The 13,064-nt window shown below is 73.2% G+C and carries 20 protein-coding genes; 8 read left to right on the forward strand and 12 right to left on the reverse strand.

Going from position 1 to position 13,064, the window contains the following annotated elements:
- The first annotated feature begins 11 nt into the window (after positions 1-11).
- Positions 12-182 (forward strand): hypothetical protein, encoded by a 171-nt coding sequence (locus C2L58_RS49610; protein WP_158264259.1) that lies wholly within the window; start codon positions 12-14, stop codon positions 180-182.
- Between the two features lie 52 nt (positions 183-234).
- On the opposite strand, the gene C2L58_RS46370 is transcribed toward C2L58_RS49610, so the two are convergent.
- The 7 genes from C2L58_RS46370 to C2L58_RS46400 form a co-directional block, all read right to left on the reverse strand.
- On the reverse strand, positions 235-687 hold the full coding sequence (locus tag C2L58_RS46370) for a hypothetical protein (protein WP_103343993.1): 453 nt from the start codon (positions 685-687) through the stop codon (positions 235-237).
- A 116-nt stretch (positions 688-803) separates the two neighbouring features.
- Positions 804-2,072 carry an FAD-dependent oxidoreductase gene (locus tag C2L58_RS46375; RefSeq protein ID WP_255410634.1) on the reverse strand — a complete coding sequence of 423 codons (1,269 nt, stop codon included), beginning with the start codon at positions 2,070-2,072 and terminating at the stop codon, positions 804-806.
- Between the two features lie 186 nt (positions 2,073-2,258).
- Positions 2,259-2,900 (reverse strand): YopT-type cysteine protease domain-containing protein, encoded by a 642-nt coding sequence (locus C2L58_RS46380; RefSeq protein ID WP_103343994.1) that lies wholly within the window; start codon positions 2,898-2,900, stop codon positions 2,259-2,261.
- Positions 2,901-2,905: 5 nt separating this feature from the next.
- Positions 2,906-3,358, reverse strand: a complete 453-nt coding sequence (locus C2L58_RS46385) for a hypothetical protein (protein ID WP_103343995.1) — start codon at positions 3,356-3,358, stop codon at positions 2,906-2,908.
- Between the two features lie 3 nt (positions 3,359-3,361).
- Positions 3,362-3,895 (reverse strand): DUF2589 domain-containing protein, encoded by a 534-nt coding sequence (locus C2L58_RS46390; RefSeq protein WP_103343996.1) that lies wholly within the window; start codon positions 3,893-3,895, stop codon positions 3,362-3,364.
- A 13-nt stretch (positions 3,896-3,908) separates the two neighbouring features.
- Positions 3,909-4,364 carry a DUF2589 domain-containing protein gene (locus C2L58_RS46395; protein ID WP_103343997.1) on the reverse strand — a complete coding sequence of 152 codons (456 nt, stop codon included), beginning with the start codon at positions 4,362-4,364 and terminating at the stop codon, positions 3,909-3,911.
- On the reverse strand, positions 4,361-5,020 hold the full coding sequence (locus C2L58_RS46400; protein WP_199191756.1) for a DUF2589 domain-containing protein: 660 nt from the start codon (positions 5,018-5,020) through the stop codon (positions 4,361-4,363). The genes C2L58_RS46395 and C2L58_RS46400 overlap by 4 nt, the downstream gene beginning before the upstream one ends.
- A 327-nt stretch (positions 5,021-5,347) precedes the next feature.
- Between C2L58_RS46400 and C2L58_RS46405 the strand changes: the two genes are divergently transcribed.
- The 6 genes from C2L58_RS46405 to C2L58_RS46430 all read left to right on the forward strand — a co-directional run bounded on the left by C2L58_RS46405 (position 5,348) and on the right by C2L58_RS46430 (position 9,069).
- A complete protein-coding gene (locus tag C2L58_RS46405; RefSeq protein WP_103343999.1) occupies positions 5,348-5,623 on the forward strand; it encodes a hypothetical protein in 276 nt (91 codons plus the stop codon).
- A 178-nt stretch (positions 5,624-5,801) separates the two neighbouring features.
- Positions 5,802-6,233 (forward strand): hypothetical protein, encoded by a 432-nt coding sequence (locus C2L58_RS46410; protein WP_103344000.1) that lies wholly within the window; start codon positions 5,802-5,804, stop codon positions 6,231-6,233.
- Positions 6,226-7,431: a PPE domain-containing protein gene (locus tag C2L58_RS46415; RefSeq protein ID WP_103344001.1), complete on the forward strand. Its 1,206-nt coding sequence runs from the start codon at positions 6,226-6,228 to the stop codon at positions 7,429-7,431. Before C2L58_RS46410 ends, C2L58_RS46415 begins: the two co-directional genes overlap by 8 nt.
- Positions 7,428-7,715, forward strand: coding sequence for a DUF6507 family protein (locus tag C2L58_RS46420; protein WP_103344002.1), 288 nt, complete (start codon positions 7,428-7,430; stop codon positions 7,713-7,715). The genes C2L58_RS46415 and C2L58_RS46420 overlap by 4 nt, the downstream gene beginning before the upstream one ends.
- Before the next feature lie 71 nt (positions 7,716-7,786).
- A complete protein-coding gene (locus tag C2L58_RS46425; protein ID WP_103344003.1) occupies positions 7,787-8,479 on the forward strand; it encodes a hypothetical protein in 693 nt (230 codons plus the stop codon).
- Positions 8,476-9,069: a hypothetical protein gene (locus tag C2L58_RS46430; RefSeq protein ID WP_103344004.1), complete on the forward strand. Its 594-nt coding sequence runs from the start codon at positions 8,476-8,478 to the stop codon at positions 9,067-9,069. The genes C2L58_RS46425 and C2L58_RS46430 overlap by 4 nt, the downstream gene beginning before the upstream one ends.
- Here C2L58_RS46430 and C2L58_RS46435 read toward each other — a convergent pair.
- Positions 8,981-9,772 (reverse strand): helix-turn-helix transcriptional regulator, encoded by a 792-nt coding sequence (locus C2L58_RS46435; protein WP_103344093.1) that lies wholly within the window; start codon positions 9,770-9,772, stop codon positions 8,981-8,983. The two genes, C2L58_RS46430 and C2L58_RS46435, sit on opposite strands and share 89 nt — an antisense overlap.
- 48 nt (positions 9,773-9,820) lie before the next feature.
- Between C2L58_RS46435 and C2L58_RS46440 the strand changes: the two genes are divergently transcribed.
- Positions 9,821-10,594, forward strand: coding sequence for an ESX secretion-associated protein EspG (locus C2L58_RS46440; RefSeq protein WP_103344005.1), 774 nt, complete (start codon positions 9,821-9,823; stop codon positions 10,592-10,594).
- Between the two features lie 69 nt (positions 10,595-10,663).
- Here the strand turns inward: C2L58_RS46440 and C2L58_RS46445 are convergent, their stop codons facing one another.
- From C2L58_RS46445 to C2L58_RS46460, 4 genes are read right to left on the reverse strand one after another with little or no spacing between them, the layout of a single operon-like run.
- Positions 10,664-11,023 carry a hypothetical protein gene (locus C2L58_RS46445; RefSeq protein WP_103344006.1) on the reverse strand — a complete coding sequence of 120 codons (360 nt, stop codon included), beginning with the start codon at positions 11,021-11,023 and terminating at the stop codon, positions 10,664-10,666.
- Positions 11,020-11,283: a hypothetical protein gene (locus C2L58_RS46450; protein ID WP_103344007.1), complete on the reverse strand. Its 264-nt coding sequence runs from the start codon at positions 11,281-11,283 to the stop codon at positions 11,020-11,022. Before C2L58_RS46450 ends, C2L58_RS46445 begins: the two co-directional genes overlap by 4 nt.
- A complete protein-coding gene (locus C2L58_RS46455) occupies positions 11,280-12,287 on the reverse strand; it encodes a CHAP domain-containing protein (RefSeq protein ID WP_103344008.1) in 1,008 nt (335 codons plus the stop codon). The genes C2L58_RS46450 and C2L58_RS46455 overlap by 4 nt, the downstream gene beginning before the upstream one ends.
- Before the next feature lies 1 nt (position 12,288).
- Positions 12,289-13,002 (reverse strand): transglycosylase SLT domain-containing protein, encoded by a 714-nt coding sequence (locus tag C2L58_RS46460; protein ID WP_103344009.1) that lies wholly within the window; start codon positions 13,000-13,002, stop codon positions 12,289-12,291.
- Between the last annotated feature and the right edge of the window lie 62 nt (positions 13,003-13,064).

The following is a 13,064-nucleotide window of genomic DNA, read 5'->3' on the forward strand; positions in this document are numbered from 1 at the left end:
CCGGCCGCCGCGTGGGACTCGAGCCGTCCGGCTTGAAGGTCGAGGCCGCCCACTGGCTCGCCCTGGTCATCCTGCGGCAGCAGCCGCGCCGGACGCCCGCAGCCGAGATCTGCGCTGTTGTGTCGGGAAGCGGTGGGTGCACCAGCTGGCTCGACGACCTGGAAGCGTTGCAGCGGCGGTAGCCGGAACCCGTGAAGGACTCCTCGCCTGCGAGGAGTCCTTCACGGGTACCACTCAGCCGCAGTGGCTCGCCGCCGGTGAGGTTTCGACGTGCCGCTTGTTCGATGCGGTCGGGTAGTAGATGTCCCCGGCCGCGTGGATGCAGCGGCCGCTCGCCGTCACGTCGACCGGGCCCGCGTAGTACGAGTAGGTGCTGTCCTGCGCGTCCGGGCTGCCGTAGTAGTGGCACACCGCCGCGGGGCTCGTTTCGGTGCAGGCGACGATGAACACCGCCGTGCGGTACGGCTGGCCGTACGTGACGCCGAGGTGGTTCAGCCGGGCGCAGTTCACGCCCGTCGACGCGTTGAAGTACACCGCCAGCTCGGCGATGTCCGCGCCGCCGTAATTCACGACTTTGCGGTCGATCAGGGTGCCGCTGCAGTTGGTCGCCGCCGAAGCGGTGGCGGGCAGCGTGACGAGGCCGGTCGCCGTCAGCAAGACGGCGAGCAGCATGGCGAACTTCTTCACGTGTGTCTCCCTCGGAACAGGCCGTGCGGCTGTACGGCGACCACGTCCGAGGGCGGACGCCGGTTGATCGGCCGGCCGGAACGTCACCCGATCGAGCCATCGGTGATCCGCCGCGATCAGCCCGGCAGCACTTCCGGCGTGACGCCGCGTCGGGCGGACGCCGGGGCTCGCTCCGGTCGCAGCCCCACTCCGACGAGGTACACCGCGAACGTCCGGAGGATCGGCACCCACTGCGCCGCGGCCATGAGCCGGCCCGGCGGGCCTGCTTGCCGCCCGGAGACGATCGGGCCGGCGAGGTCGGTGTGCATGATCCGCTGCAGGGCCTGCACCAGCAGCAGTGACGGCCACCGGCGCCGCCGGATGCGGGCGAGGTCGGTGCCGCGCACCGCTCTCCGCTGCAGCGGCCCGGCCAGCAAGGTCGCGGTCGCGACGGCGTCCTGGACGGCGAGGTTGATGCCCACGCCCCCGACCGGGGACATGGCGTGCGCGGCGTCGCCGATGCACAGCAAGCCTTCGGCGTGCCATCGGCGCAGCCGGTTGAGCCGGACGTCGAGGAGCTTGACGTCGTCCATCGAGATCAGCTCGCCGACTCGGTCGGCGTACTCCGGGAGGAGTTCGGCCACGTCGCGCCGGAACGCGTCGATGCCGCGGGCGCGCAGCCGGCTGTCGGTGCCCTTGCGGGCGACGTACCCGATCTGGAAGTAGCCCTCGCGGGGGATGACGATCGCGAACCGGCCCCGGCCCGGCCGCCGGGTCAGCTGTTCGACCTGCTCGCCTTCGCGGCGCGAGAGCCGGAACCACCAGGTGTCGAACGGGACGCCGAACTCGGTCACCCCCAGCCCGGCCGCCGCCGGCAGTACCGAATTCCGGCCGTTGCACGCCACCGTCAGGTCCGCCCGGATCTCGCCTTCGACCGGCTCGCCGCCGGGCCCGCTCGTGCGGTAGCGGACCCCGGCGACCCGGCCGCGCTCGTGGACCAGGGAGGTCACCGCGGCGCCCATTTCGAGCCGGAACGCCGGCTCCGCCCGCGCGGCGTCGGCGAGCAGGTTCAGCAGGTCCCACTGGGGAACGATCGTCACGTACGGATGCCGCACTCCCCACCTGCGCAACGCGCCGAAATCACCGATCCGCCGCACGCCGCCGTCTCCGTCGGGCAGGACCACTTCGGTGATCCGGGTCTGGGGCAACCGCGCGAACCGCTCCCCCAGCCCCAGCTCGTCGAGCAGCTGCAGGGTCGCCGGATGCACGGTGTCGCCGCGGAAGTCGTGCAGGAAGTCCTCGTGCTTCTCCAGCACCGTGACCTCGACCCCGGCCCTCGCGAGCAGCAAGCCCAGCACCATGCCCGCCGGGCCACCCCCCACGACGCAACACGTCGTCCGCTCCACAGTGCCCCGTTCCCCCGTCGACTGCCCACTCGCGGTCGCCCCCACCACCGTTTACACCTGACGGGACGGCGGTCTCGGGCGCCGGCGCGGACGAGAGTATTCAGGGCAGTTTTGTCGCACGAACGTCCCCATCGGCCGGGGCCGCACCGCGAGCGTGCCCGCGGTGCGGCCCCGGTCCCGGCGGCGTCAGTCGGCGAAGCTCCACAGGATGTAGCTGTCGTGGAGGTCGATCCGGTGCTCCCGGTAGGCCGCGCCGATCGCCAGCAGGAGCGTGCGCAGCTCGGCCCTCGACTTCGCCGAGAACTCGCCGATGTTCGGGTCGAACAGCCGGACGTCCTCGCGCGCGGACCGGTACAGGCCCAGTGAGTGGCCGCCCGACTTGCCCTTGATCGAGAGGATGAAGGCCTGCGAATGACGGCCGAACGCCGAGCCGACGATCTTCTCGGGTTCGTCGTTCGGCTTGTCCGTCGCGAACCCCCACTGGGCCGACGCCGTGGTGTCGCGGATGGCGAACCCGAGGCCGGCGGCCGACAGCGCGTTTTCCGTGGCGGGGTCGACGACGAACCGCGACTGCGCCACGCGTTCGTACTCCGCCTGCAGGTCGACTGCTTTCGTCAGGCGCGTCGCGGCCTCCAGCAGCGGCTCGGCCACGGTCCCGCGGTTCGTCCAGTAGTCCCTGCCGCGGGCCTTCGCCACCAGCCACTGCACCACCAGGGCCCGGCAGACGCCGTTGCCGATGGTCACGCGCTCGCGGGCGGCTTCGGCCGACTGGTCGAACTCCTGCACTCCGGAGCCGCGCACCTTCGAGCTGATCTTCTCGTAGTCCATGGTTTTCACCTTCCTTTGTGTGAACGGGTTTTCACGGGAACAGCCGTCCCGGGCCCGCGGACCCGGTTGCGGGCCGCGACCACGACCGCGCACCGGCGGCCGCGGCGCAGCGGGCAGAACGGCACCACCGCCGTGGTGTCGCGGACGGTGAGCGTGCGCACGGTGACCCCGCCGCGCACCAGCCGGACGACGTAGGCCGTCGCGTCCGGCACCGGCGCCCAGCGCACCACCAGCCGGCCCCGGCGACGCCGGACGGTGAGGCACGCGGGCGCCGGCACCGGCGAGGCGGACACCCGGGCGTGGGCGCCGTCGACCGTGACCCGCACGGCTCGGGCGCCGTCCGGCGCGGTGATCCAGTACGCGGCTTCCAGCGCCCGCATGCCGACCGCGCCGACCGCACCGAATTCGCCGTTCAGCTCGCGGAACAGCGTCTGCAGCCCCTCGGCGACGGTGTCCACCGGTCACGCCTTCGCCGGCGGCCGGGGGACCGCGGTGACCGACTGGGCCATCAGGTCGAGCACCCGCGCCAGCGCCTCCGAAGGCGGCGCCGCCGACGCGCGCAGGTCGACCGTGTACTTCGCCGTCTTGTCCGTGTCCCGCGTGTTTTCCCGCTGGGCGGCGGGTTTCACGAGCACCTGCGGCGGTTCCCCGGTGTCGCCGGCGGTCGGCGCCAGGGAGCGGATCTCGAGGCTGAAGTGCGTCTCGAAGGTGTCGATCCGCAGGCTGGGCACCGAAACCAGGGCCAGCAGCGGCAGTGAGACGTGGACGTCTTCGCCCACCACCGCCTGCTCGTCCGGCGGGCCCGGCGGTTCGACGGGACGGCTGAACGCGAAGTCGACGGTGCGGACCGCGCCGTGCTCGTCCACGCCGACCCGGCGTACGAAGTCCGCCGAAGCGTCCGCGAGCGCTTCGGCCGCTCGGGCCGCCGACACGACGGGCGCGGCGATCATCTGGTCCAGCGACAGGGTGCCGGCCGGCGGATCCGGTGCGGTCATGGCTGTTCTCCTTTCACGGCACGTTGTTCGTGGTCATCCGGTCGAGCAGCCGGGCGAACGCCTCGGGCCGCTCGCCGGTCTCGAAGGTGACCTTGAACTGGGCGACGTCGCCCTCGGTTCCGGGACCCAGTGACGCCAGCAGCGGAGCCGTGGCGGCCGGGTCGGCCGGCGCGTCCGGGAGCGCGCCGAGACCGAGCAGCCGGGCGCGGAAGCTGACGGTCAGGTCGTGGATCCGCAGCGGGTGCGGCGGCGCGAGCGCGAGCACCGGGACCTGGATCTCCTGGTCTTCGGCCTCGGGCAGGGTGCCCGGGATCGTGACGGGCAGCAGCTGCGGCGCGCGGGTGTCGCCGGACTCGTCGAGCGTGTGCCGGCGCAGTTGCCGCACGTGCTCCTCTTCGGCCAGCCGCTGGGCGTCGAGCACCGCGTGGTGCAGCGCCCGCAGGATGGTCGCGACGGTCTCGGAGCTCATTTCGCCGCGACCGCCTTGTCGGCGGGCTTGTCCGGCATGACCGTCGTCACCGGCGCGATCGAGGTCGCCATGATGTCGAAGACGCGGGCGAGGCCTTCGGGCATCGCGTGGTTGGTCGCCTTCACCGCCACGTGGTACTTGGCGGAATTGTCCGAGCTGCGGGTGTTCTCCTGGTGGGTCGCGACCTTGCCGTGCACCGACACCGAGAGGCTGAACGGCCCGATCCGGCCTTCCCCCTTGGCGTCGAGCGAGGCTTCGACGTCCTTGCTGTCCTTCGACTGCTCGGCGGACTTGACCTCCATGTCGAACGCGACGTCGACGGTGTCCACCTGCAGGTTCGGCACCGGGACCATGGACAGCAACGGCACCGACAGGCTGACGTCCTCGGTCACCGTCTGCCCGTCGCCGCCGGCGTCCCCGGTGGGCGGCACCTCGCGCGGGCGCTGGAAGGCGAACTTCACCGTCCGCAGCCGGGCGAAGCCGGCCGCGTCGGTGACCGGGCCGTCCGCCGGCCGGTCGAAGCCGACGGTGTTGATGTAGGTGGCGGTGGAGTTGGCGAGCATCACCTGCGCGTTGCAGGCCGCGGTCAGCGGACCGCCGATGAGCGATTCCATCGGCAGTCCCTGGAACTGGTCGGACATCTTTTCGAGAGCCACGGTCTTCTCCGATCTCAGAGGGAAACGACGAGGTGAACTGTAGGCGCGAAACCGCAGAGATGAAGTGTTTCGCGTCGCCATTCGTCAAATCGGCGCAATTACACCATTGTGTTTGACGATTTCACGTGAATGCGTCAAAACACTTTCCCGCGGTTTTGCTTCACCGGTCGAGTAGCTTGTGGACGCATCCTGGCCTGCCCCGATCGTGGAGACTGGGACAAGTGGGCGACGCGCCGGGTTGTCACTCCAATGGCCGTCTGGTCATTCCCGCCCCACGTGATCAGACTCGAAAGGAGTGATCAACCGTGCCGACAAAACGAGGACGAAATGGCCAGCAGAGAACGGGCGGACGACGCCGGCGACCCGGATGCCGAACACCAGGAGGACCCGCGGATCCTCACCTCCGAAACCGTCACGGCGCACCGGGTGAGCGTTTATCTGCACCCCGACGACGCCCGGGTGCTGCGCCAGGGCCGCGTGGACGACGGGGCGGACGCCAACACCCGGATCCGGGCGTTGCTGGCGGTCTACCGCGCCGACGACCGGGTCCGCGAGCGTGTCGACGCCCTGGCCCGCAGCGCCTCCCGCCGCGGCCGCCACTGAGCCGTTCGAGCCGCGTCCCCCTCGATCGAGTGAGGGGCGGCGACCATGCGTCGCCACGGCCGCCCTATCCGCCCGTGCAGTCTTCGTGTCCACCTGTGCACCCGGGTGGGTCGCTCTTCTCAACGCGGCCGGCATTGGCCAGGATGGACGCCTGGGTGGCGAGGGAGGACCTTTTTTCATGGCGACTGTGCGCAACGAGGCCGACGCGCGGCGGCAGCTGCGCGCGGAGCAGCAACGCGAGCCGAACGAGCTGGTCATCGCGGGGCCGGTGACCGTGGCGAGCACCGGCGGCATCGAACTCCACTACGACGGGGTCGAAGACGTCAAACGGGCCATCGACGAGCGCTACGACGAGCTGAGCCGGCACCTCGAAACGGCCCGCGCCCTCGACACCGGCCTGGCCGACGGCAAGGGTCCGGTCGCCCACTGGATGCGCCGCTCGTTCGCGGTGCGCGGCGGCGCCGAGGCCGGCGGCGTCCAGGCCGCGCTGCAGTCGTACCTGGCCGAGCTCGCGGTGCTGCGGCAGACGCTCGGCACCGTCGTGACGATGCACCAGGGCAACGACGAAGAGGCCGCGGCCGCGCTGCCGACGGGGGAAGCGGATGCCTGAGTTCTATTCGACGCACCACGCCCCGACCGCCCGGCAGCGGGTGAAGGCCCGGCGTGTCCGCCGGGAAAAGGCGGTCAACAACCGCGAAGCGACGTTCGGCCGGATCAACTGGAACAGCTACGAGCACCGCGAACTGTGGGACATGGTGCAGTCGGCCGTCCCCGCGAAGCTCGACCAGCACGCCGCCTGGTGGAAGGAGGTGGCCGCCGGCGTCAGCTCCGCGACCGACGAGGTGTCGGCGCTGGTCGGAAAGCTGCGGGAGTCGTGGCAGGGGCCGTCGGCGGACCAGGCCACCGAATCGGTGGGCCGGCTGACCGGCTGGGCGGCGACGGTGGGGGACCACGCCCAGCGCGTCGGCGCCGGCCTCGACACGTACACGTCGGTGGTCACCGAAGCCCGGCACCGGATGCCCGAGCCGGTGCACTACTGGGCCGAGCGGTGGTTCCGGCAGGGGTACGCGGTGAAGCGGCTCGACGGTCCCGAGGGCACCTACATGCTGGACGACCTGCTCGACGACAAGCTGCCGACGAAGAAGGAAGCCGACGACGCCAAGGCCGCGGCCGTCCGCGTGATGGAACAGTACGAGAGCGCGAGCCACGACGTCCGCCACCGGCTGCCCCCGGAGTTCGACACGGCCCCGCCGGTGACCGCCGGCTCCGGTTCCGCACCGCGGCCACCGGTGGTCCGGACCCCGCCCGCGCCGCCGGTCCCCCGCGATCCGCCTGCCCCTCCGGTCCCGCCCACTCCACCCTCGCCGCCGAACGAGGGATTCCACGACGAGCCGGGTGCCGGACCGGACGACTCGACGTCGACGGCGTCCGCGCTGCCGCCCACGTTCACCGGCGCCGGGGTCCCGGGCGCCCTCGACGGGGTCATCGGGGCCGCCGGGCCGGGTTCGCCGGGCGCGGCCGGTTCCGGCTACGGTCCCGGCTTCGCGGGCGTTCCCGTGGCCGGAACGCCGGGCTCCGGGACGCTCAGCGAAGGCGGCCGGGCGGGAGCGGGCCGGTTCGGAGCCGGGACGGCGGGCTTCGGGCCGGGCGGGACGAGCGGCCGCGGCCCGGCGGGCGGGTACGGCATGTACCCGCCGGGCCAGGGCCCGCGGCGCGAGGAGGACACCGAGCACCGCGACAAGTACGCGAAGGGCTACGACCTGCTCGACGACCTCCCGCCGGCCTATCCGCCGGTGTTCGGCGAATGACCGGCTTCCACGCCGACCCGTCGGCCCTCGACGCGTTGGCGCTGCGCCTGGAGGACACGGCGGACGAGTACCGCTCGGCAGCGGACTCGCTGGCGGCGCCGGACGACCTCGGCCCGGCACCGGTCTCGGCGGCGCTCGCCGCGCTGACCGGCGAGTGGTCGGGCAGGATACGAGCGGTGGGAACGGACTTCGCCGGCGCGGCCACGGGTGTCCGGACGGCCGCGAAGGCCTACCGGGCCGCGGATGCTGCCGCGGCCGAGGAGCTGGGCCGAGCCGATGGTTGACCGGGAACACGCCGCCCGCCGGTCGGCCCGCGCGCCGGGCTGCCTTGTTTCCGGCCGATCGGGCCGTGGCCATGGCTGAGTTCCGCGGCCTCGGCTTCGACCCGGTCCCCGGCAGCCCCGACGCGGTGGCCGAAGCCGCCCGCCGCTGTACCGCCGCCGCGGCCGGGCTCGGGGAAATCCGCTCCCCGGGCCCGATCCCCGAGTGGGCCGGCCAGTCCGCGCAAGCACTCGCGGACCGCGCCGGACGAGCCGCCGCCGGCCTGTCCGCCACCCGGGACGCTCTCCGCGCCGCCGCCGGAGTCCTCGAAGACTGGGCCGGCACGCTCGTCGCGAACCACCGCCGGGCCGACGACCTCGACCGGCGCGCCACTGTGGCGCGCCAAGCCGTCACCGCCGCGTACGACGACGTCGAGCAAGCCGAAACCGAAGCCCAGTTCTCGCCCGCCACCCAGCCGAACCTCACCGAAGCCCGCACCCGGCTCGCGGCCCGCCAGGACGACCTCGACCGCGTCCTCACCGAAGCCCGCGACCTGGAACGCGCCCACCGCACCGAAGCGACCCGCGTCGCCGAGCGGCTGAGCGCCCTCGGCGACGGGTCCCCCTTGCCGGAAGCGCCCGGCTTCGCCGGGGTGGCGACCCAGCTGGAGACCTTCTCGGCCGTCGGGCGCGAGCTGGGGGTGACCGTCGCGAAGACGCCCGTCGTGCCGGTCACGCCGCCGCCGGGTGCCGTCAGCGCGTTCGCCACCGCACTGGGTGGCCGGTGAAACTGCCCGCCGTTCCGGGGATCACCCCGGTGAACCTGGACTCGGTCGAGCGCACCACGGCCGAGCTGCACGCCCTGATGGCCCGGCTGCGCGGTCCCGACGCCGCCCGCGACCTCGGCCTCGAGGCCGCCGCCGTCCAGTGCGCGGAGGTCGCCCACGAGCAGCGGGCGGGGCTGCTGGCTCTCGTCGAACACCGGGACGCCGATCCCGCCCTGCTCATCGCCGGGGTCGTCCCGGTCGACAACCCCGGCGAGGCCGCCGACCTCGGGTACTTCCTCGCCGACCACACCCCCGGTATCCGCGACGTCAGCGATGCGCGCACCGGCCGCGGCTACCCGGTGGTGATCGTCGAGCGGATCGGCCTTTCCGGCGCGCAGCTGCAGGCCGTCGTGCTCGACCCGGACCGGCCGCGTGCGGCCGTGTTCACCCTGCACTCCCCCGGCGGCCGCGGCTGGCTGGAGGTCGCCGGCCTGGCCGGGACGCTCGTCGCCGGCGTCGACCTCACCCCCGCAGGGCCCGCTCCCGGAACTCGCGTGGGGTCCGGCCGGTCGCCCGGCGGAACGTCCGCGAGAAGTGCGGGGCGCTGGTGAAACCGCAGTCCCGCGCGATCTCCGCGATCCCGCGGCCCGCCTTCGCCGGGTCGGCCAGCAACGCCTTCGCGCGTTCGACCCGCAGGCCCTTGAGCCGTTCCGAGACGCCTTGGCCGTCGTCGAACAGCTGGTACAGCCGCCGGCGCGAGATGTACAGCGCCTCGGCGATCTTGTCCGCGCCGAGCGACTGCTCGCCGAGGTGCGCCCGCATGTACTCCAGGGCTTCGCGCCGCCGGGCCGCGAGTGCGTCGACGCGGTCGAGTTCGACGCGCAGCGCGCTCCGCAGCACCAGTTCGGCCAGGCCCAGCAGGTGGTGCGCGAGCCCGTGCGGGTCGAGCCGCGGACCGGCCGCCACGACGTGCGCGACGGCGCCGGCGAACAGCGCACGCAGCGGCGCGTCGACCTCGACCGGGCGGAACATCAGCGGCCGCAGCTCGGCGAAGGAGATCGACAGCTTCGCCGCGGCGACGGTCAGCATCACGACGCCGGAGGGCTGCAGGTGCAGCGTCGCGTCGGCGAACGTCAGCTTCGCGCCGGATTCGCTGTCCCGTCCCACGCGCGGGACGGGACAGCGCAGCAGCAGCTGGACGTCCTCGGGGTCCTTGCGGCCGCCGAGGATGGCGGCGCGCGCGGCCGCCGCCCCGGACGCGCGGACGACGAGGTACCCGTTCGCGGGGACGTCCAACGACTGCGGCTCGGCCATCGGCACCATGGTGCCCGACGACGGCCGCTCGGCTCGGGAAGGGGGACCATGGCGCGGCGCACCGCGACGGCGGCGGGAGTGATCCTGTCGCATCTGGAATTCGATCTCCTCTGGGAGGACCTGGGGCCGGGCGGGCCACCGCCGTACCCGTTCGACGTGCCGTCGCACGGCGCGACGCACGCCGAACGCGACGACCTGGGCGTCCGGGTGTTCGCCGGCCTCGCCGAGGCGGGGTTCACCGACGGGGACGACGTCGACCCGGAACTGGCCGACCTGGTCGTGCTGCTGGGTTCGCCGACGGTGAGCGTCGACGCGCTGGTGCTGGGTGAAGCGCCGTGGCGGCTGCTCGCGGCGGCGCGGGCCGGCGCCGGCGTGCTCGCCGTGCTGGACGACCGCGACCTGGTGCTGGAGCCGGTGCGCCCGGACGGCCTGGTCCCCGCGGTGGCCCGGATGGTGGGCGACCTCGAGGCGGGCCCGGGTGACCAGCTGCGGCTGCCGCGTGCGGCGTACTCGGCGGCGATGGACGCCTACGCGCGCAGCGGGTACGACGCGTTCGAGCGGGCGCTGAGCACGGCCGGGATCACCGGCCGCGCGGTCCGGCCGCTGGCGACGCTGGTGACGGCGCAGCGGTACGCGGCCGGCCAGCTGGCGGCGACCGGCCCGGCGGGCCGGAGCCCGGTACTGGCCTGGTTCGACACGGCGGCCGGCCGGTACGCGGTGACCCCGGAGGACGTGGGCGGTGAGCCCTGGGTGACGGTGACCCCGGCCGACGGCGCCTGGCTGGCCGACCGCCTGGCGCGCATGGTCGACGACGTCCGCTGAGCAGTCTCCCGCGGCCCGTCGTGAGTGGTAAGGCGGGTTCTAACCCGCCTTACCACTCACGACCCGCTGTCACGTTGCCCAGGTCGCCGGGACCAGGGTGTCCTCGTCGGGCTCCGGCGGCCGGCGGCGAGGGCGCGCGGCCGTCCTGGGTTCGTCCGGCAGCAAGTCCCCGAGCAGCTCGCGGCCTTGTCGCAGGGCAGCCGCACCCGCCTCCGCGGACAGCCGCCGGATGACCCCGGCCAGCTCTCCCGGCGACCGGGCCGGCGCCCACCGGTCGAACCGCAAATCCACCAGCGCCCCGTGCAGATCGACCACCACCGCGATCCCGTCGCCCGCCGCGGCGGCGCGGATCGCCGCGAGCCGGGCCCCGTATCCCGGCTCCGGGGCCGCGAAAGCGTCGTCGGCCAGCTCCACCGCCGTCCTGGTCACTGGGCCCGCCAGCTGTCCGGTGTGGTCTCTTCCGCGGCTTCCCCCGGCTCCGGCAGGCCGAGGGCGGCCACGCCGTCCCGGGTGTGCCACAGGGAAGCCGTGGCCCGCGCCGACGCGGCCGCCGTCAGCAGCAGGATCCGGCGCGCCAGCTCGTCGGGCTCCAGCCGCAGCGCCGCGGCTTCCAGGGTCAGCTCCTGCAGCGCCCCACCGGGCGCGACCTCGACGGCGACCGTCCGGTCGGCGGCTTTTCCGGTGATCACGGGTGGACCCCTCCGTAGAACGTCGACGCCGAGAGCGTGTGCGTGTTCCGGCGGACGGCGTCCCCGGAGTTGCCCTCGATCATCGTGACCTGGTTCCCTTCGACCTTCTCGACGATGCCGATGTGCGTGCTCGTCGAGGTGTTCTGCGGGCCGGTGCCGAAGATCAGCACGTCTCCCGGCTTCGCTTCGTGCAGCGCGTGCTTGCCGTAGGCGTGCCCGTTGCGTTCGCCCCAGTGGTAGACGTCGCCGCTGAAGGGCAGCACCGGAATCTTCACCCCGGCCTTGCGCCACATCGCCGTCGCGAACGACGAGCACCACGCGGCGGTCGGCCCGTACGGGTTCCGGTTGCTGCCCGGCGGGTTTTCGCGCGTGCCGAGTTCTTTCCGCGCCGCGTGGACGATGTCCCGGCCCCGCCCCGGGACCTTGCTGGGGTGCGTCGTCTGCACCGCCTTGTCCGCGACCTCGTCGTGGGTCAGGTCCTTCCGCAGCTCGTGCAGTTTCTTCGCCGCCGCCTTGAGTTCGGCGTCGACGTGCCGCAGGGTCGACGCCGACTGCCGCGTGTACCGCGGCACCAGGTCGGCGGCGTGGCCGACGGCCCGCATCAGCGCCGCCTGCGTCCCGGCCGCGACACCGGCGTCGAGAACCTGCTTGGCCTGGGCGGTGTACTCGTCGACCAGCCGCTGCACGGCCGTGTGCCCGCTGTCCACTGTGGACGCGACGTGCGCGACGACCTTCTCCGCCGCCGCGCCGGCGCCACCGGTGATCCGCAGCTCTTTCGTCAGCTTCGCGCTGTGGTGGCGGAAGCCGTCGGCGCCGCGGCCGTGCCAGTGGTCCAGGACCGTGGTGCTTTCCTTGTGGTAGGCGTCGTGCTGGGCGTCCAGCGCCCCGGCCACCTGGTGCAGGGCGTACTCGGCGCGGACGGCGTCTTCGGCCTTCCCGGCGAGCTTGTTGCGGTGCGCGATGAGGTCCTTCGCCAAGGAGTGCGCAAGCGCGTCGGTGTCCATTTCAGCCCTTCCCGTTCAGCGCGGCGGCGGTGGCCGTCTCGTGGTCGCGATAGGACTTCGCGGCTTTCCCCGCGGCCGACGCGAGCCCGTCGGCGTGCGCGCCGACCCCCTTGACCTGCCGCTGCAGCGCCAGCCCGAACCCGGTCAGCGCGTCGGCGAACCCCGACTCCTCGCCGATCTTCCCGAAGCTGTCGCGGGCGATCTCGCGGACGTCGCGCAGCTGCCCGGTGGCGGTGCCCAGCGCGTCGGCGACGTGCCGGGTCCGGTGCACGTAGGCGTGCAGCACCGCGTCGTCCACCCGCAGCGGGCTGCCACCTCCTCGTGCCTGGGGCTCGCCGTGGTGCTTGGTGACGTCTTGGGCGGCCTTGCGCGCGGCCGTCAGGTGGTGCTGGTACGCGCCGTTCGTGTACGTCGACCAGGGGGTGAAGTCGTGGCCGTCGCCCGAGATGCGGTTCGCGACCCGGGCGTTGGTGTCCGGGTCGAACAACCGGTCGTCGGACTTCAGGTGGTACTGGCGGCGCCGTTCCGGGCCGAGCGCGCCCAGCATGTTGATCTGCCAGAGGCCGTAGGAGTCGTCCGGCGGGGTGGCGTTGTGCGCGGTGGTCCGCCCGCCGGACTCGGCCAGCGCGACGGCGACCGCGGTGGTCAGGCCCTGGCCGCGGAACCCGGCCGCGTAGGCGTGCCGGGCGATCTGCTCGGCGCTCAGCTTCGTCATGGTCCGACCTTGTCCGGCCGGGGCGCTGTTCCGGTAGGTGTGGTGCACGCAGGGACAACCCG

The organism is Amycolatopsis sp. CA-126428 (assembly GCF_002904335.1).
Classification (GTDB): Bacteria; Actinomycetota; Actinomycetes; order Mycobacteriales; family Pseudonocardiaceae; genus Amycolatopsis.